17 protein-coding genes are annotated in these 18491 nt (G+C 58.1%); 7 read left to right on the forward strand and 10 right to left on the reverse strand.

Annotated features, from left to right (window positions below; translation table 11 throughout):
* Nucleotides 1–58 precede the first annotated feature (58 nt).
* The 3 genes from ABVF61_RS31685 to ABVF61_RS31695 all read left to right on the forward strand — a co-directional run bounded on the left by ABVF61_RS31685 (nt 59) and on the right by ABVF61_RS31695 (nt 2712).
* Complete coding sequence (locus ABVF61_RS31685) at nt 59–565, forward strand: TRAP transporter small permease subunit (protein WP_353997617.1); 507 nt, start codon at nt 59–61, stop codon at nt 563–565.
* On the forward strand, nt 565–1890 hold the full coding sequence (locus ABVF61_RS31690) for a TRAP transporter large permease (protein ID WP_353997618.1): 1326 nt from the start codon (nt 565–567) through the stop codon (nt 1888–1890). Before ABVF61_RS31685 ends, ABVF61_RS31690 begins: the two co-directional genes overlap by 1 nt.
* A 159-nt stretch (nt 1891–2049) precedes the next feature.
* Nucleotides 2050–2712 (forward strand): GntR family transcriptional regulator, encoded by a 663-nt coding sequence (locus ABVF61_RS31695; RefSeq protein ID WP_353997619.1) that lies wholly within the window; start codon nt 2050–2052, stop codon nt 2710–2712.
* A gap of 156 nt (nt 2713–2868) precedes the next feature.
* Here the strand turns inward: ABVF61_RS31695 and ABVF61_RS31700 are convergent, their stop codons facing one another.
* Nucleotides 2869–4509 carry a methyl-accepting chemotaxis protein gene (locus ABVF61_RS31700; RefSeq protein ID WP_353997620.1) on the reverse strand — a complete coding sequence of 547 codons (1641 nt, stop codon included), beginning with the start codon at nt 4507–4509 and terminating at the stop codon, nt 2869–2871.
* A gap of 242 nt (nt 4510–4751) precedes the next feature.
* On the opposite strand from ABVF61_RS31700, the gene ABVF61_RS31705 reads away from it, so the two are divergent.
* Nucleotides 4752–5477 carry a substrate-binding periplasmic protein gene (locus tag ABVF61_RS31705; RefSeq protein WP_353997621.1) on the forward strand — a complete coding sequence of 242 codons (726 nt, stop codon included), beginning with the start codon at nt 4752–4754 and terminating at the stop codon, nt 5475–5477.
* Nucleotides 5478–5600: 123 nt separating this feature from the next.
* Here the strand turns inward: ABVF61_RS31705 and ABVF61_RS31710 are convergent, their stop codons facing one another.
* The 6 genes from ABVF61_RS31710 to ABVF61_RS31735 form a co-directional block, all read right to left on the reverse strand.
* Nucleotides 5601–6581, reverse strand: coding sequence for a D-2-hydroxyacid dehydrogenase family protein (locus tag ABVF61_RS31710; protein ID WP_353997622.1), 981 nt, complete (start codon nt 6579–6581; stop codon nt 5601–5603).
* Nucleotides 6578–6811 carry a hypothetical protein gene (locus ABVF61_RS31715; protein WP_353997623.1) on the reverse strand — a complete coding sequence of 78 codons (234 nt, stop codon included), beginning with the start codon at nt 6809–6811 and terminating at the stop codon, nt 6578–6580. Before ABVF61_RS31715 ends, ABVF61_RS31710 begins: the two co-directional genes overlap by 4 nt.
* 29 nt (nt 6812–6840) lie before the next feature.
* Nucleotides 6841–7932: a 4-oxalomesaconate tautomerase gene (locus ABVF61_RS31720; protein ID WP_353997624.1), complete on the reverse strand. Its 1092-nt coding sequence runs from the start codon at nt 7930–7932 to the stop codon at nt 6841–6843.
* Entirely contained in the window at nt 7929–8990 is a 1062-nt protein-coding gene (locus ABVF61_RS31725) for an isocitrate/isopropylmalate dehydrogenase family protein (RefSeq protein WP_353997625.1), read from the reverse strand. The genes ABVF61_RS31720 and ABVF61_RS31725 overlap by 4 nt, the downstream gene beginning before the upstream one ends.
* Before the next feature lie 10 nt (nt 8991–9000).
* Nucleotides 9001–11028: a tripartite tricarboxylate transporter permease gene (locus ABVF61_RS31730; RefSeq protein WP_353997626.1), complete on the reverse strand. Its 2028-nt coding sequence runs from the start codon at nt 11026–11028 to the stop codon at nt 9001–9003.
* A gap of 70 nt (nt 11029–11098) precedes the next feature.
* On the reverse strand, nt 11099–12205 hold the full coding sequence (locus tag ABVF61_RS31735) for a tricarboxylate transporter (protein WP_353997627.1): 1107 nt from the start codon (nt 12203–12205) through the stop codon (nt 11099–11101).
* 129 nt (nt 12206–12334) lie between these two features.
* On the opposite strand from ABVF61_RS31735, the gene ABVF61_RS31740 reads away from it, so the two are divergent.
* On the forward strand, nt 12335–13006 hold the full coding sequence (locus ABVF61_RS31740; protein WP_353997628.1) for a response regulator transcription factor: 672 nt from the start codon (nt 12335–12337) through the stop codon (nt 13004–13006).
* Nucleotides 13003–14373: an ATP-binding protein gene (locus tag ABVF61_RS31745; protein ID WP_353997629.1), complete on the forward strand. Its 1371-nt coding sequence runs from the start codon at nt 13003–13005 to the stop codon at nt 14371–14373. The genes ABVF61_RS31740 and ABVF61_RS31745 overlap by 4 nt, the downstream gene beginning before the upstream one ends.
* Nucleotides 14374–14492: 119 nt before the next feature.
* Here the strand turns inward: ABVF61_RS31745 and ABVF61_RS31750 are convergent, their stop codons facing one another.
* The 3 genes from ABVF61_RS31750 to ABVF61_RS31760 all read right to left on the reverse strand — a co-directional run bounded on the left by ABVF61_RS31750 (nt 14493) and on the right by ABVF61_RS31760 (nt 16734).
* Nucleotides 14493–15044 carry a tetratricopeptide repeat protein gene (locus ABVF61_RS31750; RefSeq protein WP_353997630.1) on the reverse strand — a complete coding sequence of 184 codons (552 nt, stop codon included), beginning with the start codon at nt 15042–15044 and terminating at the stop codon, nt 14493–14495.
* 99 nt (nt 15045–15143) lie between these two features.
* Entirely contained in the window at nt 15144–16082 is a 939-nt protein-coding gene (locus ABVF61_RS31755) for a homocysteine S-methyltransferase family protein (protein WP_353997631.1), read from the reverse strand.
* Nucleotides 16083–16194: 112 nt separating this feature from the next.
* Nucleotides 16195–16734 (reverse strand): helix-turn-helix transcriptional regulator, encoded by a 540-nt coding sequence (locus tag ABVF61_RS31760; RefSeq protein WP_353997632.1) that lies wholly within the window; start codon nt 16732–16734, stop codon nt 16195–16197.
* A 221-nt stretch (nt 16735–16955) separates the two neighbouring features.
* Here ABVF61_RS31760 and ABVF61_RS31765 point away from each other — a divergent pair, with 221 nt between their 5' ends.
* Complete coding sequence (locus tag ABVF61_RS31765) at nt 16956–18488, forward strand: multicopper oxidase domain-containing protein (RefSeq protein WP_353997633.1); 1533 nt, start codon at nt 16956–16958, stop codon at nt 18486–18488.
* Nucleotides 18489–18491: the final 3 nt, after the last annotated feature.

Genomic DNA, 18491 nt, shown 5'->3' on the forward strand with positions numbered 1-18491 from the left:
AACCAGATCCAGCCGCGGCGCGCGGCTGGATTTTCATTCTCAAATATCAAGTATCTCCATGACGATTGCCCTGAAGTTCGCCGATTTCATCGATGCCATGACACGCATAATTTCGCGTATCGCTTCCGCATTGTTGCTGTTCATGGTTGGCCTGGTTTTCTTCAACGTTGCCGGTCGATATGTGTTCGGCAATGCATCTGTCTGGATGCAGGAATTGGAGTGGCATCTCCTCGTGCCGATCGCGCTTCTCGGCATCATCGTTCTGATGCTTGAGAATGGCCATGTTCGCGTTGATATGGTGTATGACAAGCTCGGTTCGCGAGCCCGTCGCTGGATCGATCTGGTGTCCATGCTGCTCGGCGCTGCGGTCTCCGTGCTTTTCATCAAATACTCAATGGGCTTCGTCGACAGCTCGTTCTCCCTTCTGGAAGGGTCACCCGATCCGGGCGGGTTGCCGGGGCGATGGCTGCTCAAGGGCTTTATTCCGTTTGCCTTTGCGCTGCTTGCACTGCAATGCCTTGCGAACGCCGTCCGTCATGCCGCCGCACTGAGGAGTGGTGCCTGATGCCCATGATGGAACTGTTGGCAATTGGCCTTATCCTGGGCTTCATGCTCCTGCTTCTGGCGGGTATTCCGGTCGGCATCGGAATTGCGGTGGCGGGCTTTGTCTTCGGCTGGATGGGGTTCGGCGACTTTCTCTTCAATCTGACACCGTCCCGGATTTACGGGGTCGTGACCAAATACGAATTCATTGCCATTCCTCTGTTTGTCTTCATGGGCGTGATGCTTGAAAAATCGCGCGTTGCCGAAGACATGCTGGAAGTTGTCGGCCGTCTTTCCGGACGACTAAATGGTGGAATGGCAATTGCGCTCATCATCGTTGGTGTGCTGATGGGGGCCTCGACCGGCATCGTCGGCGCGACTGTCGCGACGCTCACCATGTTGACGCTGCCGGTGTTGCTCCGGCGCGGTTACGATGGCGGCCTTGCATCCGGTGCCATTTGCGCTTCGGGCACATTGGGCCAGATCATTCCTCCGTCCCTGGTGCTCATACTGCTGGCCGATATCATGGGAGAAAGCGTCGGCACGCTGTTCGCCGCCGCCATGATGCCCGGGTTGATGCTTGCGGGTCTCTACGTCGCTTTCATTCTGATCTACGGAAAAATGCGCCCGGACCTGATGCCGGCCCTGCCGGCTGAGGAGCGATCCGACCTGACCGGCTGGCCCCTTGCCATCAAGGCGGTGCAATCGCTTGCCCCGCCGCTGGTCCTCGTTGGCGGTGTGCTTGGATCGATCATTGGCGGGATTGCCGCTCCAACCGAAGCGGCCAGTGTCGGGGCCGTATTTGCTATCCTGATCGCCGCTCTCTACGGACGTCTGCGCTTGTCGATGATTTGGGAAGCAGCCCAAGGCACCCTGCGAATCTCGGCGATGATCTTTTTCATCCTTGTCGCGGCGCAGGTTTTTGCCATCGCCTTTCGGGGCCTCGACGGCGAAGATCTCGTCAAGGACATGCTCTACATCCTGCCGGGTGGCGAGATCGGAGCCCTTCTGTTCCTGATGGTTCTGCTCTTCGTTCTCGGCTTCTTCCTCGAATGGATCGAAATCAGCTATATCGCCCTACCACTGTTGCTGCCCTTCTTCGTGGAACAAGGCACCGACATGGTCTGGCTGGCGGCCCTGATTGCGCTGAACCTGCAAACGTCCTTCCTGACGCCGCCCTTCGGGTGGGCGCTTTTCTTTTTGAAAGGGGCTGCGCCTCCGGGGGTCACCACGACCATGATCTATCGAGGCGTGCTTCCCTTCATCGCCATTCAGGCCATCGCTCTTGCGCTTTTGTTTGGCTTTCCGTCAATAGCAACCTGGCTACCGCAGGCAATCGGTTGGTAATGGTATCGTCAGGAACACGCTTTCCGTCACAGCGGCATCCGGTGCTGGGACGCTAAGAGGTTGCCAAAGATGGTAACAAAACCGGCGGTCAGAAGACTGGACTTGCAACGTTATGGTATTCATGCGGACGCTTAGACCGATCTGCGCATTCAGCTGAACGTGCAACTGACAAGAGGTGACAAGGCTTTGAAGGGTGTACACAGCGCAATGATCTCCGAAGCGCTGGAGGACGAGATCGTCCGGGGGAGCCTGGCACCCGGTACACGGCTGAGCGAGGCTGCGATCGCAGAGCGTTTTGGTGTGTCGCGAACCCCCGTCCGTGAAGCCTTGCAAACCATTGTATCCCGCTCACTGGCGGAGCGCTCGCCGTATAAAGGCGTTATCGTGCGCAGTTTTGACGCCGCGCGGCTTGGATCGATGTTTGAGGCCATGGCGGAGATGGAGGCCACATGCGGCGGACTTGCGGCCCGAAGGATTTCGCAGGATGATCTTAGCCGCCTGCAGGCCATGCATGGTCGCATGACGGAGTTTGCCGCCAACAAGGCTTTCCGGGAATACGAGGCTATGAACCTCGATTTTCACTCGCTCATTTATGAGGCGAGCGGCAATGTCGATTTGGCCGAAATGGCGTCCGAGTTGCGGCTGAAGCTGGCGCCTTACCGGAAATCGCAACTTTTCCAAGTCGATCGCCTCAGAGATTCGAACCACGAACATGAGTTGATCGTTCGTTTGCTCAGCGCTGGAAACAAGCCGGGCGTGGAAGAGGCGTTGCGCGCACATTTGCATGGCGCCCGCCGCGCTGCGCTGAAAGTGCGCGAATAAGTTTCTGCGTCTTTCCAAGCGAGCCGCCAATACAGCTATCGTTTTGGCAATTCCTTGTGTGCTGAAAAAAAACGCCGCCCAAAAGGGGGCGGCGCGTTGTTGATGGGAGCGACTTTGACGACAGGTCCGGGGCCGAATAGCTGTCCGCGATCCTCGCTAGGCCGAAGCCACCTGTTGGAGGAAGTCGTCAATTCGCTCAGCGAGTTCGCGGGTGTTTTGCGCAACCTCAGTGGAAGCCAATGAGACGTTGCCGGCGGAATGAGACGTTTCTTCAACCGCTGACTTCACGCCGGTCATGTTTTCGCTGATTTCGCGTGTGCCCGACGCAACATCCTGAATTGAGCTGCTGATTTCCGCGGTTGCTGATCCTTGCTGCTCAAGCGCCTCGGTGATGGAACTCGTGAACTCGTTGACCTTGAACATGATGTTCGCGATTTCCTCGATCGCCACGACCGAGTCTGTGGAGGCCGACTGGATCGCATTGATCTGCGCCGAGATCTCTTCGGTGGCCTTTGAGGTCTGGGTTGCCAACTCCTTGACCTCTGCTGCAACAACAGCAAAGCCGCGCCCGGCTTCCCCTGCGCGCGCAGCTTCGATCGTTGCGTTCAGGGCCAGCAGGTTGGTCTGCTCCGCGATTTCCTGGATGAGCTGAAGAACGGCACCGATCTTCTGGGCAGAAGACGCCAGGCTCGAAACCTGTTCGTTCGCCGACGTTGCTTTTGCATTTGCCGAAGAGACAACATCGCTCGTTTCGGCGATCTGACGGGATATTTCCGCAATGGAGGCGGACAGTTCTTCGGATGCCGACGCAACGGTTTGTACGTTGCCGTAAGCCTGTTCCGTTGCGACCGCGACGGACGCCGTGCGCTCCGTATTGCCGGTCGAGAGGTCCATAAGCAAATCGGACGTGTTTTTCATGTTGTCGGTTGACTGCGTAACCGGTTCGAGGAGACGCTGTGAATCATCGCGGAAGGCTGAAATCAGTTCTTCCAGACCTGCCTGGCGGCGGCGTTCATTTTCAATGTTCTGTTGTTGCTCTTCCTCAAGTTCCCGCTGGCGCAGGCCATTGTCCCTGAAGACTTCGACCGTACGTGCCATCTGACCCATCTCGTCCACTCTTGCAACGTATGGGATGTCGATGTCGTAGTTGCCGGATGAAAGAACATTCATGGTGTCAGACAATCGGCCAATCTGACCAGTAATTCTGCGTATCAGGGCCACGAGCACGATTGAGACGGCAAGAACAGCAACGAGCGTTATCGTCAATGCCGTTACAAAGGCCTCGCTCCGCGCCTGCTCGATCCCCGCAATGTCGAAGCCCACATAAATGAAACCGAGTGTTTCGCCACCGTCGTTGTTTCCGCGGACAATTGGCTTAATGCCAATCTGGAAGTCCGCGTCGGCCACAAACGCCGTTTCGGCAAGTGCGTTTTCACCGCGCATGTTTTCAGGAATTCGCGACACCAGAGCGTCGGCATCGACCTCCTGATCGCTTTCGCGCATCAGAGAGGAAAAGGTGCTTCCGTCTGTCTCCTGGACAACCGCCCAGGCGAAATTCCTGTTGTCGAGCAACGGTGCCAGCAGGCTGTCGGCCAGATCCTGGTCAAAGTCCCAGATTGCGCTTGCCAACGCTTCGTTGGTCAGGCTGGTGCTCATGCTGATCTGCTGCTCGAAAGCATTTTGAACAGCCGAAACGCGTTGCGAAGACGTGATAAAGGCGAACGAGACAAAAGCGACCGCAACGACCACAACGATTGGCACCGTAGTGGTGAATTTCACAGATTGCCAAAACTTCATGGTGACTCCCCAAAGGCGTTTCGTGGAATCTATCGGTCTCGTGCAAATTTTTTCTTAACTCAGGTTGCATTTGTCATGTGTTGACAAATCGTCAAAGCATTTCTGACTTTTTTACCGATGACGTTACGTTTGGTTGCTGCAAAAGTTTTTTTAGATACTACGAAGAATTCCAAACTATTTTGTAAAACTCAATTTAACGAATTGATACTACCAGAATACTCGGGAACCACGAGGAGAAATGAATGTTCAACATCAAATCCAACATTGTCGCAGCTGCAGCAATTCTTTGCTGTCTCATTGTTCCGGCCAAAGCCGAAACGTATAATTTTGTGCGCATTCAAGGTCTTGCGGAACAGGCTGTTGGCGAAGAACTGCTCAAGGAAGTCTATAAGAGAGCAGGTATCGACATGACCATCGAAGCGATGCCTGGGAAGCGTGCGCTTGCGGAAGCCTCAGCGGGCCGCAAGGACGGCGAGACGCTCCGCGTTTATGCTCTGGGCGAGAATGTCAAGTCGCTCATTCGCGTACCGACCCCCCTCTCGAGCCTTGAAACGGTCGCTTTCGCCAAAAACGACGGTGTGAACGGTGTGACGGCGGACAAGCTGGGCGACTACACAACCGCAGTTGTTGCCGGTGTTCTTCATACGGAGGCCATCACGAAAGGCCTGGACAACGTGAATGTGGTTCGCAGCCCTGAGCAGCTGTTCACGATCGTCTCCAAAGAACGTGCGCAACTTGCTCTGACCAGCAACCTGGACGGCCGTGCGGAACTCAAAAGAACCGGTCTGAATGACATCGTCATGCTGGAACCGGCGCTGAAAGAGCTGCCGCTCTATCACTACGTCCATGAATCCAAGGCGGACAAGCTGGTGCCCGTGATTGACAAGATCGTCAAGGAAATGACTGAGTCCGGTGAACTTGCTGAGCTTCGTGCAAAGCTGGAAGCCGACTATCTGGCAAATCAGTAACAGCTGGCCGTAAAAACCAGTCAAGTGCCTGCACAGTCCTGTGCGGGCGCTTTTTTTGTGGGCTTCCAACCGGGCAGGTTTTCTTGTGCCGAGGCACGCGAGACCTGAGCCCATCGAGCAGTGTTACCCGTTGCTCCCGCTCCATACTTCCGGATTGATCATGTGGATCGGGTCGCCCGCGGCGAAGGCATTTACCTGGTCGAAAATGTCCGAAAACTGTAGGTCGAATTCGTCCTCGGTTACGTAGCCGACATGTGGTGTCGGCAAGACGTTCGGATGGGTCAGAAGCGGGTGTCCGGTATCCGTCAAAGGCTCCGTGTCGTAGACGTCCACAGCAGCAAAGATGCGGCCCCGGTCGATTTCGCTCTCCAGGACACCCGGAGCAACCAAACCCGAGCGGGATGTGTTGACCAGAAGGGCACGGGGCTGCATGGCCGCTAGGTCTGCTGCCGTGATGATGCCTCTCGTATCCGGTTTCAGCCGGACGTGAAGGCTGACAATGTCGGAAGTTGCGAAAAACGCCTCGCGGCTCGCGGCCAAACGCACGCCGTCGGCTTTGGCGCGTTCACGTCCCGCCTCCGACGACCACCACTGGACCTTCATGCCGATTGCTTCGGCATAGCCGGCAACGGCTTTTGCGATGCGGCCATAACCGTAAAGCCCGAGCGTGCGCCCGCGCAGCGTTCTCCCGACGCCCATCTGCCAGTCGCCCCGCCGGATGGCAGCGACCTGTTCAGGGATCTGCCGGAAACTTGCCAACATGAGCGTCAACGTCAGTTCCGCAGCCGCATAGCTTGGCGTGCCCGCATGCATGTTTGAACACAGAAGCACGCCGTTTTTTGTGCAGGCATCGACATCAATGTGCGGATAGACGCTTCTCTGGGAGATCAGTTTCAAACCGGGGAGCCGCTCGAGCAGCTCAGCCGTGATTTTCGTGCGTTCGCGGAACAGGACCACTGCCTCCGCCGCTGTAAGACGAGATGCCAGAACGGCCGGGTCCTCGACATGGTCCGTCCAGACAGTGACATCGTGTTGTTCAAGTTTGGCAAAGCACGGCAGCGTCCGCAGCGTGTCGAACCAGTCATCAAGTATGTGAACTTTCATCTGCTCTCCACACCGCTGCCTTCTGTGAGCGTGCGCGGGGTCGGCACAAAAACATCGCTGTTCAAGGTGGTCAACGCCTTGGTGATCTGGGCGCGCCTGGCAAGAAGGTGATTGTACTGCGCATCGCATCCGGAGACCGGTGTCGGATAATCCCGGATCTCATCCGCAATCATTTGCCTTGCGGTTTCCAGCGCCCGTGCGGCGGCATCAATACTGTCCTGATAATGCATCAACTGCTCCATTTCCGACCGTTCGGGTCTCAGGGCCGGGACCAGACATCCCCAGGAACAAACACTTCGCCGGCTGCGAGCTTTCTGGCGGTGCGCAGCAGCCCGGCGGAGGTCACATGGAATGTGCCATCCCGCATTTCATAGTCTATCACGACTTCCATCTTTCCCATTGGATGTTCAAGCTGAAGTCTTGCAGGAGAGTGTTGCGTATCTGCAAGAATGCCTTCTCCCACCGTACCGGGTGCCAAAAGGCATGACGCAAGACATTGCGACCCCGTGACAGCCAGTGTCGGGTGGCAGTTCCAAGGCATGAAATAGCGAATGCATGCGGAGCCTCCGTCGCGCGCCGGCGCGAGCAATCCGAATTTCGGAGTCACCGATTTGGTGACGTCTCCCAGCCCCATGCGCTCTCCGGCGAGAAGGCGAATAGCTTCCATTTTTTCAAAGAGGGGCTTATTGGCGTCAAGCTCCTTGGCGCTTTCGTAGCCGGTGATGCCAAAGTCCGCAGCCCGGCCGATCACCATGGGCATGGCAACGTCCATGCAGGTGACTTCGATATCGTTGATCACTTCCCGTGTGACCCCTGTCGGGAAAATCCCGCTCGTTATACTGCCTTCCACCTTCATGAACTGCAGCTGAATGGGCGCAGCCGTTCCAGGTACGCCGTCGATCGAAGCCTTGCCATCATACCGAACCGATCCGCCAGGCGTTTGAACAAGCTCAGAAACCAGCGCGCCGGTGTTGACCGCCCTGATCCTCACTTCCGTGACATCGCCGATCGGCTCAATGAGACCCATTTCGATAGCGGCCGGACCGACACCGACCAGGATATTGCCGCAAGAAGGTCTGTAGTCGACCAGCTTCTCCTCAACGCCAACTTGCGCGAAGAAATAGTCAACGTCAGCCCAATCATCATCGGACCTGGACAGCATCGCGACCTTGGTCGTCACGGCGGTACCGCCACCGATGCCGTCGATGTTGAACGGATGGCCTGCACCAACAATGGAGATGAGGACTTTCGACAGGTCGTTGAGGTCCTCGGGCAGGTCGCTGCGTTTCAGATAAGGCCCGCGAGAGGATCCCGCACGTATGAAAATGAAGGGAGTGGATGTCTGCATCATATGTCAGCCTCCTGGATGAGATCGACAAGGACGGAGGTGAAGGCCCGGGTCCCGAGAGGGCCTCCCAGGTCTGCGGTTCGGGTCTCAGGCGACGCCAGAGCTTTTCCGAGCGCGGCCTCGATCGAGGAAGCGGCGTTCACATGTCCCAGGTAGCGGAGCAACATGGCCGCTGAGCCGATCAATGAGGTTGGATTTGCCCGATCCTGGCCTGCGATATCCGGCGCAGACCCGTGCTGCGCCTGCGCGGCAGCGCTTTCCGGTCCGAGGTTCAGGGAGGCCGCCAGCCCCAGCCCCCCGGCGAGTTCTGTGGCAAGATCGGAGAGGATATCGCCGAACATGTTGGTTGTGACGATAACGTCAAAGCGGCCTGGGTCTCGGACAAGCAGGGCGGCCGCTGCGTCCACCAGAACTTCATCGTACTGAATTTCCGGGTGCTCACCCGCAATCCGGCGGATTGTCTCCAGAAAAAGACCATCGCTGGTGCGCATTACGTTGGCCTTGTGGATCGCTGTGACCCTTTTCCTGCCGTTTGCTGCGGCGAAATCAAAGGCAGCGCGGCCGATGCGCTCGCTGCCGTGCTCGGTGATCAGCCGCATTGCCATGGCGACACCCGGAACAGGCATGAACTCGCCGCTCCCGGCGTGCAGGTTACGGTCTGCGTAAAAGCCTTCCAGATTCTCGCGGAAGATCACCAAATCGAGCTGTTTACCGGTCGGTGTCCGAACGCCTGCGAAACTTCGGGCCGGCCGGATATTTGCAAAGAGATCGAGTTCCTTGCGCAAAACGCCAGAAGGATTGAGCCCGCCTTCTTCCCTTGGGGGATAGTCGTTGTGGGACACAGGGCCAAGAACGATCCCGTCAGACTCGCGGGCGGCATCAATCACGCTCTGCGGGATTGTCGACAAGCCGTCGTCCAGCGCGCGAAACCCGATGAGCCGTTCCGGCAATTCGATTTTTACGCCGTTCTTCGCGCAGCCCGTTTCAACGACTTCCTTTGTGGCCGCCATGATCTCCGGCCCGATACCGTCACCGGCAAGGCAAAGGAGCGAAGTCGTCATTGCGCCCCCCTCAGGTCAGCGGCCAGGGCAAGGTGACATAGGACTGCAGCAAACCAGGCGGGAAGTCCCGGTTCAGCAGCCAGGCCATGCCGCACATGAAGGCGATCCCGCACGCTCCGTAAAGAAGGGCGTAGGGCAGGCTTCGTTTGGCGCGGTAGTGGATGAAGGCGACCAGAAATGCAGCGAGCGCGAGAATGAAACCCACCAGCGAGGTCAGGATCAGAAGTTCCGCAAACCACGCAAGCGTTGCCCGCAGACCGTGCTGATTGCCTTCAGAATTGCCTGCTTCGCTGTCGCTGAAAAGCGGGCTGGTTTCCGGGCTTGTCCGCATCCGGAACAAAAGGATCAGGCAACCGATGATCGAGACAAGACCGACAAATTGCGGGAAGACACGGTCCGCAGAAGCGTAGTCCGGAATGAGGGAGGCATTGGTGAAAGCGAACGCCAGATACCCCAGGATCGCAAGCAGGAACATCAGCGGCGCGCGTTTGGTGCCTGTCGGAACGTCGCCTTCGGCGCGGATGTTCTTGGATTGACGCAAGCCGATCACGACGGAAACGATTGTGATGATGATGAGCACGATCACAATCGGTGAGAAGATGTATTCCATCCCCTCAGCGAAGCCTTTGCGGAAACGGGAGGCTGCGATCTGGACGGCCTGGTTGGTATACGTTTCCGCCGGATTGGAAAGCACGAAGCCGATCAGGAAAGCAGGGCGCGACCAGTCAAACCGGCGCATCAGAATTCCGAGCAGGCCGATTGTGAACAGCGCAACCAGATCCATCAGGTTCTGGCCTGACTGGAACGCGGCGAAAGAGATGATCATAAACAGGAACGGAGCGAGCAGCGCGAAAGGGATCGTCGTCAGGCGAGCGATGCCACCGGATCCGAGTATGCAGATGACCGTGCCGACCACATTTGCAAGCGCCAGCAACCAAACGATTGCGTATGTGACGTCGAGATTGTTTTTCAGCATTGACGGGCCGACTTCGATCTGGCCCGAGCCGAGCAGGGCGACGGCACCGATAAAGACGGCCATGGAACCGGATCCCGGAATGCCGAATAGAAGTGTCGGTACGAGACCGCCGCCTTCCTTGGCATTGTTGGAACTTTCCGGGCCGATCACGCCGCGCACGTCACCGCTGCCGAATTTGGATTTGTCCTTTGAGGTCTGAACGGTATGCCCATAGGCAATCCAGTCGACAACGGAACCGCCAAGGCCCGGGATGACGCCTACGGTAACGCCGATCAGCGAACAGCGAATGCTCAGCCAGATATTGGCGAACCAGTCGCGCACGCCGTGAAGCCAGCCGCCACCGAGCATGGAGCGTTCGGATATTGCCCGGTCCTGACGCAATAGGGCGACGATTTCCGGGATTGCGAATATGCCGAGCCCGACAATGACCAGTTTCAGGCCGTCGGTCAGATAGGGCATGTCATAGGTTGCCATGCGCAGCGCGCCTGCGCTGTCGCCTTCACCGATGGTTCCGACCATCAGACCGAGGCCGGCTGCAACGATACCCTTGATGGCGACCTGTCCGGCAAGAATGCCGACCATTGACAGGCCGAACAGGGTGATCATGAGAAGTTCCGGGGTCCGGAATTCCAGTACGATCGGCCGCGCCACAAGGATGAAAACGGTCAGGAACGCCGCGCCTACCAGACCGCCGAAAAGCGACGATGCAAACGCGGCGGAAAGCGCCCGCGCGGCTTCGCCCCTTTTTGCCAGCGGGAAGCCGTCGAGAACGGTTGCCTGCGAGGCGGAGGAGCCCGGAATGCCCATCAGGACCGATGCGAATGTGTCCGAGGTCGGAACCACCGCGACCATGCCGATCATCAAGGCAAGTCCGAGGACGGGATCCATGCCGAACATGAAGGGCAGCAGCAGTGACAGGCCGGCGATGCCGCCAAGTCCGGGAAAGACCCCGATGCAAAGGCCCATCACCACGCCGAGAATCAGGTAGCCGATCACGGCGGGCTGAAAGATCATCGCCGACGCATCGGCGAGCGCAGGTAAAGCGGTGCCAAGAATGTCCACTGGATCGCCCCGGATTTTGTTTTTCAGGTAAGGGAACCCGTCCGGTCAGACCGGACGGGCAGAAGTGTTGCTACTTAAGGGAGACGCCGTAGCGTTCCTGCAGCCAGCCGACCACGAATTCCTTCGCGCTGTCGGGCACTTCCGTCGCGCTCTTGAGGGCGTTGTCAGCTTCAGCGCCGGTCATCTGCGGGTATTTGCCAAGCCGGCCTGCGGAGATCTCAGCGAAGTCCGCCCGTGCCTTGACCGTGTCAAACGCCTTCGAATAGGTGTCGATTGCGTCCTGGGATGCGCCGTTCGGCAGGAAGACCATCTTCTGCGCCGGGAAACCGGCAATGAAAAACGCCTTCCACGCGTCCCATTTTTCGCCTGACGTTTCGCAGCCTTCAGTCGCTTCGCAAACCTCTTTGAAGGTCGGCATGTCGGGGAATGTCGGGTCGCGAACGATGTTGCCATCGGCGTCCAGAGCCCCCCAGCTCATCATCGGGACCGCCGTTCCGGCTTCCACCAACGGAGTGACGCCTTTGAGGTAAGACGAGGATGTCTGATAGTCGATATTGGCTTCACCGCGTTCGAACATCAGGCGCCCATCGCCGCGACCCTTGATGCCGAAGACAGGCTCGACATTCAGGCCGAGCATTTCCCAGGCAAGCAGCGGAACGAGATCGAGGCGGGTCGCGCCTTGAGACCCGTAGATGAAGTCAGTCTCTTTCAAAGCGCTTGCATCATTGCCGCTCATCTTGGCGGCCAGATCCGGCGGCAGATAGGCAACGCCACCGGTTCCCGAGGCCAGAACGACATTCCAGTCCTTATAGTCGTAGCGCACCCTTGGGTCGCCGAGCAGATAAGGGAACTGCGTCGAACCGGAAGACCCGAAAATGACAGTGCCTTCGCTGCTGTCGTATTTCTGCTGCTGGAACCAGTTGGCGCCCTTGGTAGACCCGGCACCCGGCATGAATTTCACGACGACGGTCGGCTGGCCCGGAAGGGCTTCGCTGAGCAACGGAGCATAAAAGTTGGCCCACTTGGCAGAGCCGCCTGTTTCAGAAAACGGGATAACCCATTCGACCGTTTTGCCGGACAGGTCAAGGTCGGCCGCCAGGGCCTGAGCCGGCAACAGAGCGCCAGCCACACATGTCACACCGAGCGCGAGCTGGCGCGCAAGCTTCTTCAAAACCATTATTTCCTCCCATTGGTGTGGACAGCCCCTCCAGGCTGACGCACTTGAAGCGCTTTCAAAAGCAGCTTGATGGAAAGAGTTTTCCCTGCGAAGCTTGCAACAAGCTTTCATCGTAAAAGAATAACAAAAATGCGGATCGCACTCGTTGAGGACAATGTCAGTCTTGCAAAGGGCATCGCTTACCAGCTTCGGGATGCCGGACATTCGGTCGACATTCTGCATGACGGCGATGATGCTGAAGCTTTTCTGAGGCAGGAAGGCGGTGATCTCGTCATTCTGGACCTCAACCTGCCAGGCAAGAACGGGCTGGACCTGCTTGCCGATTTGAGAGAACGCGGCGATCCGCGTCCCGTCATTCTGCTGACCGCGCGATCGGAAACTGAAGATCGCGTGAAAGGTCTCGACGCAGGCGCGGACGATTACCTCGTCAAACCGTTCGAAATGGAAGAGCTGGCAGCGCGCATACGCGCTCTTGGACGCCGCAAGGGTGTTGCGCCGCGGCAGTTGATCGAGATAGGCTCGCTGAAACTCGATGTCGGTGCACTGCAATTGCTTGACGGCGAAACCGCATTGGATGTTCCCAGGCGGGAACTCGCGCTGCTTGCTGCCTTGGCGCAGGTCAAAGGCAGGACAATGTCGAAGGCGAGCCTGCTGGATCAGCTTTACGGAGCCGGCAGTGAAACCGACGAGAAGGTCATCGAAGTCTATGTCTCGCGGCTCAGGAAGCGGCTGGCAGGCTATGGCGTCAATATCCACGTTCACAGAGGGATAGGCTATTCCCTGGGCAGTGCGACTGCATGAAGAGAACCTATTCTCTTCGGCTGCGCCTGACCCTGATCATCCTCGTGCCGCTCTTGTTCGTGGCCGGAGCGACGGGCCTGTGGCAACTCAACAATGCGCGTGTGACGGCCAATGAGGTTTTCGACCGGAGCCTGCAGTCGGCGGCGCTTTCGGTAACCAATGATGTTGCGCTTTCGGGCGGCGATGCGCTTGCGCCGGCCACGCGCAAGATCCTTTCAGACACGTCCGGCGGCCCGGTTTTCTATCATGTCTATGCACCTGACGGGGTTATCGTTGCCGGCTATGCAACGCCGCCGGTCGGCATCCCGTTGGCCGGTGACGGAGACCTCAGCCCTGTTTATTTCAATGGGGTGTATCTTGGTCGGGAGGTGCGTGGGTACCGCATGCGAACGCGCATGCAGGTTGACGACTTCAGTGGGATCTTCACCACGACCGTCTGGCAGGAAGTGACCATCCGTGCCGCCTTCGTTCGGGACCTTATGCTGCGGTCACTGATAACAATTTCATCGATCATCACGTCGCTGTCCCTGATCGTCTGGTTCGGTATTCGCATCGGACTGCACCCGCTGAACGACCTGCAGCAGGCTATTGATCTTCGATCCGGAGAAGTGCTGAAACCGATCCAGAGAGCGGTGCCTGTCGAAGTTGAGGGGATCGTTCGCACACTCAACAGATTGCTTGCACAGGTGTCGGAAGCCATGGCGACCCAGAACGAGTTCATTTCGAATGCCGCCCACCAGCTTCGCAACCCCATCGCGGGTGTCCTCGCACTGGCTGAATCGGTCAGATCAGCGCCTTCTGATGCGTCCATGCGCGAGCGCGCAGATGATCTGGTAGATGCAGCCAAGGAAACCAGCCAGCTTGCTCAGAAACTGCTGACCTATGAGCGCACCAAATCGATCAGCCCCGTTTCGGCAAAAGAAACGTTTGCCATCAATGATCTCGTGAGCGGCGTTACGAAGGAATATTGCCGCAGAAACACACACGGTGTCTCGATCACGTTCGAAACTGCAGCAGATACCATGTCCGTCGCGGGTGACCGCACGATGATCCGCGAGGCTGTTTCCAACCTGATCGACAATGCACTCAAACATGGCGGTCCGGACCTTTCCAGGATATCGATCCGGCTTGAAACATCACCGGAAGAGGTCACCGTGGTGGTAACCGACAATGGGGTCGGTCTCACCGATGCGCAAATCCAAACCGCGCTTCAGCGTTTCGGTCAGGTCTCGGAAAACAGCGGCGGCAGTGGCCTTGGGCTGCCAATCGTCGAACGGGTTGCGGAGCGGCATGGCGGCGGTCTAAAGCTCCAGGGTCTGCAGCCGGGTCTGGAAGCACGCTTTACGCTTGCCCTCAAGGGCATATGACAGGTTTTGTTGATTTGAACGTGATCAGGCCGTTCTGCGCTAACGCATGTCAAAGGCTCGCGGTTTGGCCGATACCGGTTCTCGCGGCGCGGCCTTAGCTTTCTTTCGCGTTCCGGGTTCTAGTAAAGCGGAGCGTATTTCCAGTTATCAGAGTCAGGTGTGACTTCGTCCAAATCGTAACCCGCATTCCGCAGACGTTCCGCGATCGCCAGCCCATCTTCAGCCGCCTGATCGATATACTGGCGTCCCAAAGCTTCGTCCTGCGCAACGCCGTGACCACGGATGAGATCCAAGCCATAGTTGAAGCGCCCGACCGGGTCACCGGCCTCGGCAGCGAGGCGATCCCATTCTGCTGCTGCATCGGGATTGTAGTCGCCGCCCATTCCATTGTTTTCAAGCTGGCTCATCCAGGTCATCGCTTTGGTGTATCCGGCTTCGGCACAGCGCCGTGTCAGCTTTCTGGCAAGCACGTGGTCGTCATTTTTTGTGGCGTTGATCCCGAGAGAACAGGTTACGGAATCAATGACACCCATCTCGATCTTGCGCTTGAGCATTGCAACGCCGGTATCCTGCGGATTGAGAATACCGAGTTCGTCCTCGACCGTTTCGGGAGACTGCGCCAGGGCTGCACCCGTGAGAGCAAGTGAAAAAAGAAACGCCAGTGTCCGCATGCCGACCTCCCGCTTTTGTGCAAAAATACCAGCGCCCGCCAAAGGCGTCACCGGTGCTTAGGTCGCATACCAATTGAGTCCACTGGCGGATGGACCCGGTCAGCCGAACCTGCGGGCGAGCTCCGCAATATGCGCCGGACCGACTTCGCAGCAGCCGCCAATGATGGTCGCGCCCGACGCGATCCACCCGCTGACATGGTCGGCATAGGCATCCGGGGTGAGGTCGACACGGGAAGTCAGTTTCGTTACCGCGCTGCCGGCGGACAGGAATTCCTTACTTATCCCGGTGAACCCGTTGGCATAGCCGCCGGTCGGCAGGTCCGTCTCCGGCATGGTGTCCAACCCGGCGGCCACAGCTTCCGGTATGGAGCAGTTCAGAAGAACGGCTTGCGGCGAGAGCGCGGCAACTTCGCGCACGGCATCCGAAAGGCTTTCTCCCGAGCGCAATTTGGTGCCGTCGGCATCGTCGACCGTCAGCCCGATCCAGACCGGTTTGCCGTGACCAAGAGCGCCGTTGACGGCAGCCCTTGCTTGTTCGATCGAAGCGATTGTTTCGATCAGGTAGGAGTCAACGAAATCCGCCTGGATACGGCAGATTTCCGCGTAAAGCTCGGTGGATTCATCTTCCGGCGGCGCGCCGTCATGGCTGTAGGACCAACCGAGCGGACCGACGGCACCGACGACCGATCCGGAGCCGTGCGCATCGCGGGACCGGCAAGCGATTTCGCATGCGAGCGTCTGGAGCTCCTCGAACCGGTCTTCGATCCCGTTCGGGCGCAGGCGGTCGCGGTGGATCGCATAAGTGTTCGCCGTTGCCACATGCGCGCCGGCGGCGAAATAGGAATCGTGGATCTCCGCGACGAGGTCCGGCCGTTCCATCATGATCCGCGTCGACCAGAGCCCTGTGGGTTCCAGCCCGCTCAGGCGGACAAGCTCCTGGCCCATGCCGCCGTCGAGAATTGTTATCTTTTGCGTTTCCACCACAGCACCCGGATTTCTGTTTGTTCTGTTTAAGGTTCCGGAGACTGTCGCACTCATGTTTGCGCGCCGCATCGCCGGTCTGGAGTCCAAGCGTTCGGGGGTTATATCTCGCTACCGGGGTCTGACAAGGCCGGGACGCGACGTTTTGAGGTCGCATAGCATCTATTGGTTACTCGACCCGGGCGGGTAACGGATCCAGCATGTCTTCGAAGAACCATGCGGTCAGCTCGTTCCGGCTGGAGACGCCGGCTTTCCGATAGACGGTGGAGGCCTGCTGCCGCACCGTTTTCTCGCGCGTTTCCCTGAGCCCCGCGATTTCCCGGAACGAAAGCCCCTTCAGCATTCCGATCACGACATCCTGCTCACTGGCCGTCAGGTTCCAGGCGTCGAACTGCTTTTGCATGACCGCGCGGTATTGACCTGCAAGCTCAACCGAACGGGAATCGAGCCTCGCCAATTGGCCGCGTGCTTTTTCAAGCTGACCGCTCAGTTCCCTGAGCGTTTTCTGCTGAATGTTGCGATCGTATAGAAAGGCGCCCAGGACCAGGGCGCTGATCACGAGTCTGGCAAGATCGTCACCCATGGAACCAAGCGTTTCTCCAGCCCGGAATTCGTTGAAAACTTCAACGACGCTTGTGGCAAACACTATCAGAACGAACAGGGCAAAAAAGGTTCTCCAATTCCAGAACGGTCCGTTCGTATCCAGCATGAAGTCGTTCCCTGTCTTGCGTGTCTTTGGCACCTTGGTGCTCGGTTGAGCCACCCGAATTGACCTTATGTCCCATAGCCGGGACGGTCGATCCGGCATTTGTCCGATGGACGGATACGTATGCGTTTCCCATTCACATTTACATCGAGTTTTTGCGCGTTGTCTCGCCAATGTCAGCGGGGTGCGCGGCCTCACCGTATCTGTTGATCTGGAGATCTGAAATGTCGCTCAAGTTGTCCCGGCGCCAATTCCTTGGAGGCGGCCTCTCATTCACAGGCCTTTGCCTTGCAGGACCGGCATGGTCGAATACCGCGCGGCCGTCCCTGCCAATACCGCCTCTTGCCGACGGCACCAATGGCGAGCCGCTGGATCTGACCATTCGCACCGGCATGTGGTCTTTCAAACCGGGCGTCATGACACCGACGCTCGGTATCAATCAGGATTATCTGGGTCCGACCATTCGCACGCGGCGGAACACGGAGCTCAACCTCAACTACCACAACACACTGACTGAAGGCGTTTCCGTTCACGGCCATGGTCTCCATGTTCCGGGGAACGTGGATGGCGGACCGCAGCTGGAAATGCCTGCGGGAGAACACTGGCAGCCAACCTTGTCGATCGTCCAGCCCGCAGCGACGTGCTGGTACCATTCCCATACCCATGGAAAAACCGGTACCCAGACCTATCGGGGCCTCGCCGGCATGATGATCATCGATGATGATGAGGCTGTCTCGAAAGAGCTCCCGAACCGCTACGGCCTCGATGATCTTCCGGTGATCATTCAGGACAGAACCTTCGATGCGGCGGGACGGCTGGTCTATTCGCTTGAGGACGCCGGTGAAGACGGTTGGTTCGGCGATACGGCGGTTATCAACGGTGCGCTGTCCCCGGTTGCAGAAGTTCCTGCCGGCATGGTGCGTCTTCGTATTCTCAACGGCGCGAATGCGCGGTTTTACATCCTGACATTCGCCGACAACCGGACCTTCCACAAGATCGCCAGCGATGGTGGGTTGCTGGAAGCACCCGTGCCGATGACCACCATGGAAATGTCGCCAGGCGAACGGTGCGAAATCATCGTGGACCTGTCCGAAGACACCTCCGCCGAGCTGTTGACATTCTTCGAGGACGACATCGACGAAGAAGGTGAGGGCATCGTTTCCGGTCTTGTGGGTCTTGTCACCGGACCCGGTCAATCGGCTGCTCCGGCATCGTTGCTTTTGAGAGTTGACAGGACGCTGGTCGCTCATACCGTGCCGATGCCGGAGCGGTTGGCGACGATCGAGCGTCCGGACCCGGAAGAGATCAGAAAGACGCGCGAATTCGTTCTGGAGATGGATCATGGCGAGAGTGACAGGGCACATGCCGGCCACTCCGGAGGCCACGGCGCGCATGCCGGCCATGGTGCCATGACCATGACGATCAACGGTGCGGTTATGGACATGAGCGTCATCAACGAGCGCGTCGAACGCGGTGTCTGGGAGCGTTGGCGCATTCGCTCAGATCAAGGCGCGCATCCGTTCCACGTGCATGGCTGTTCGTTCCTGGTCGAGCAAATGGAGGGGGCCGCCGTAACGCCGGACCAAGCTGGCTGGAAGGACACGGTGGTGCTGGACGACGATGATTGGTCCGAATTCGTCGTGCGGTTCGATCACCTCGCAGACGAAGACTTCCCGTATATGTATCACTGCCACATTCTGGAGCATGAAGATCAGGGCATGATGGGGCAGTTCACGGTCACCGACACGACCGGATAATTT

This window comes from Roseibium sp. HPY-6 (assembly GCF_040530035.1).
Lineage (GTDB): Bacteria > Pseudomonadota > Alphaproteobacteria > Rhizobiales > Stappiaceae > Roseibium.

Coding starts and splice junctions, on each gene's coding strand:
- ABVF61_RS31710 (WP_353997622.1), bottom strand. CDS start 6,581: ATGAAAGTTCACATACTTGATGACTGGTTCGACACGCTGCGGACGCTG.
- ABVF61_RS31720 (WP_353997624.1), bottom strand. CDS start 7,932: ATGATGCAGACATCCACTCCCTTCATTTTCATACGTGCGGGATCCTCT.
- ABVF61_RS31745 (WP_353997629.1), top strand. CDS start 13,003: ATGAAGAGAACCTATTCTCTTCGGCTGCGCCTGACCCTGATCATCCTC.
- ABVF61_RS31715 (WP_353997623.1), bottom strand. CDS start 6,811: ATGCATTATCAGGACAGTATTGATGCCGCCGCACGGGCGCTGGAAACC.
- ABVF61_RS31740 (WP_353997628.1), top strand. CDS start 12,335: ATGCGGATCGCACTCGTTGAGGACAATGTCAGTCTTGCAAAGGGCATC.
- ABVF61_RS31760 (WP_353997632.1), bottom strand. CDS start 16,734: ATGCTGGATACGAACGGACCGTTCTGGAATTGGAGAACCTTTTTTGCC.
- ABVF61_RS31750 (WP_353997630.1), bottom strand. CDS start 15,044: ATGCGGACACTGGCGTTTCTTTTTTCACTTGCTCTCACGGGTGCAGCC.
- ABVF61_RS31700 (WP_353997620.1), bottom strand. CDS start 4,509: ATGAAGTTTTGGCAATCTGTGAAATTCACCACTACGGTGCCAATCGTT.
- ABVF61_RS31735 (WP_353997627.1), bottom strand. CDS start 12,205: ATGGTTTTGAAGAAGCTTGCGCGCCAGCTCGCGCTCGGTGTGACATGT.
- ABVF61_RS31690 (WP_353997618.1), top strand. CDS start 565: ATGCCCATGATGGAACTGTTGGCAATTGGCCTTATCCTGGGCTTCATG.
- ABVF61_RS31725 (WP_353997625.1), bottom strand. CDS start 8,990: ATGACGACTTCGCTCCTTTGCCTTGCCGGTGACGGTATCGGGCCGGAG.
- ABVF61_RS31755 (WP_353997631.1), bottom strand. CDS start 16,082: ATGAGTGCGACAGTCTCCGGAACCTTAAACAGAACAAACAGAAATCCG.
- ABVF61_RS31765 (WP_353997633.1), top strand. CDS start 16,956: ATGTCGCTCAAGTTGTCCCGGCGCCAATTCCTTGGAGGCGGCCTCTCA.
- ABVF61_RS31705 (WP_353997621.1), top strand. CDS start 4,752: ATGTTCAACATCAAATCCAACATTGTCGCAGCTGCAGCAATTCTTTGC.
- ABVF61_RS31685 (WP_353997617.1), top strand. CDS start 59: ATGACGATTGCCCTGAAGTTCGCCGATTTCATCGATGCCATGACACGC.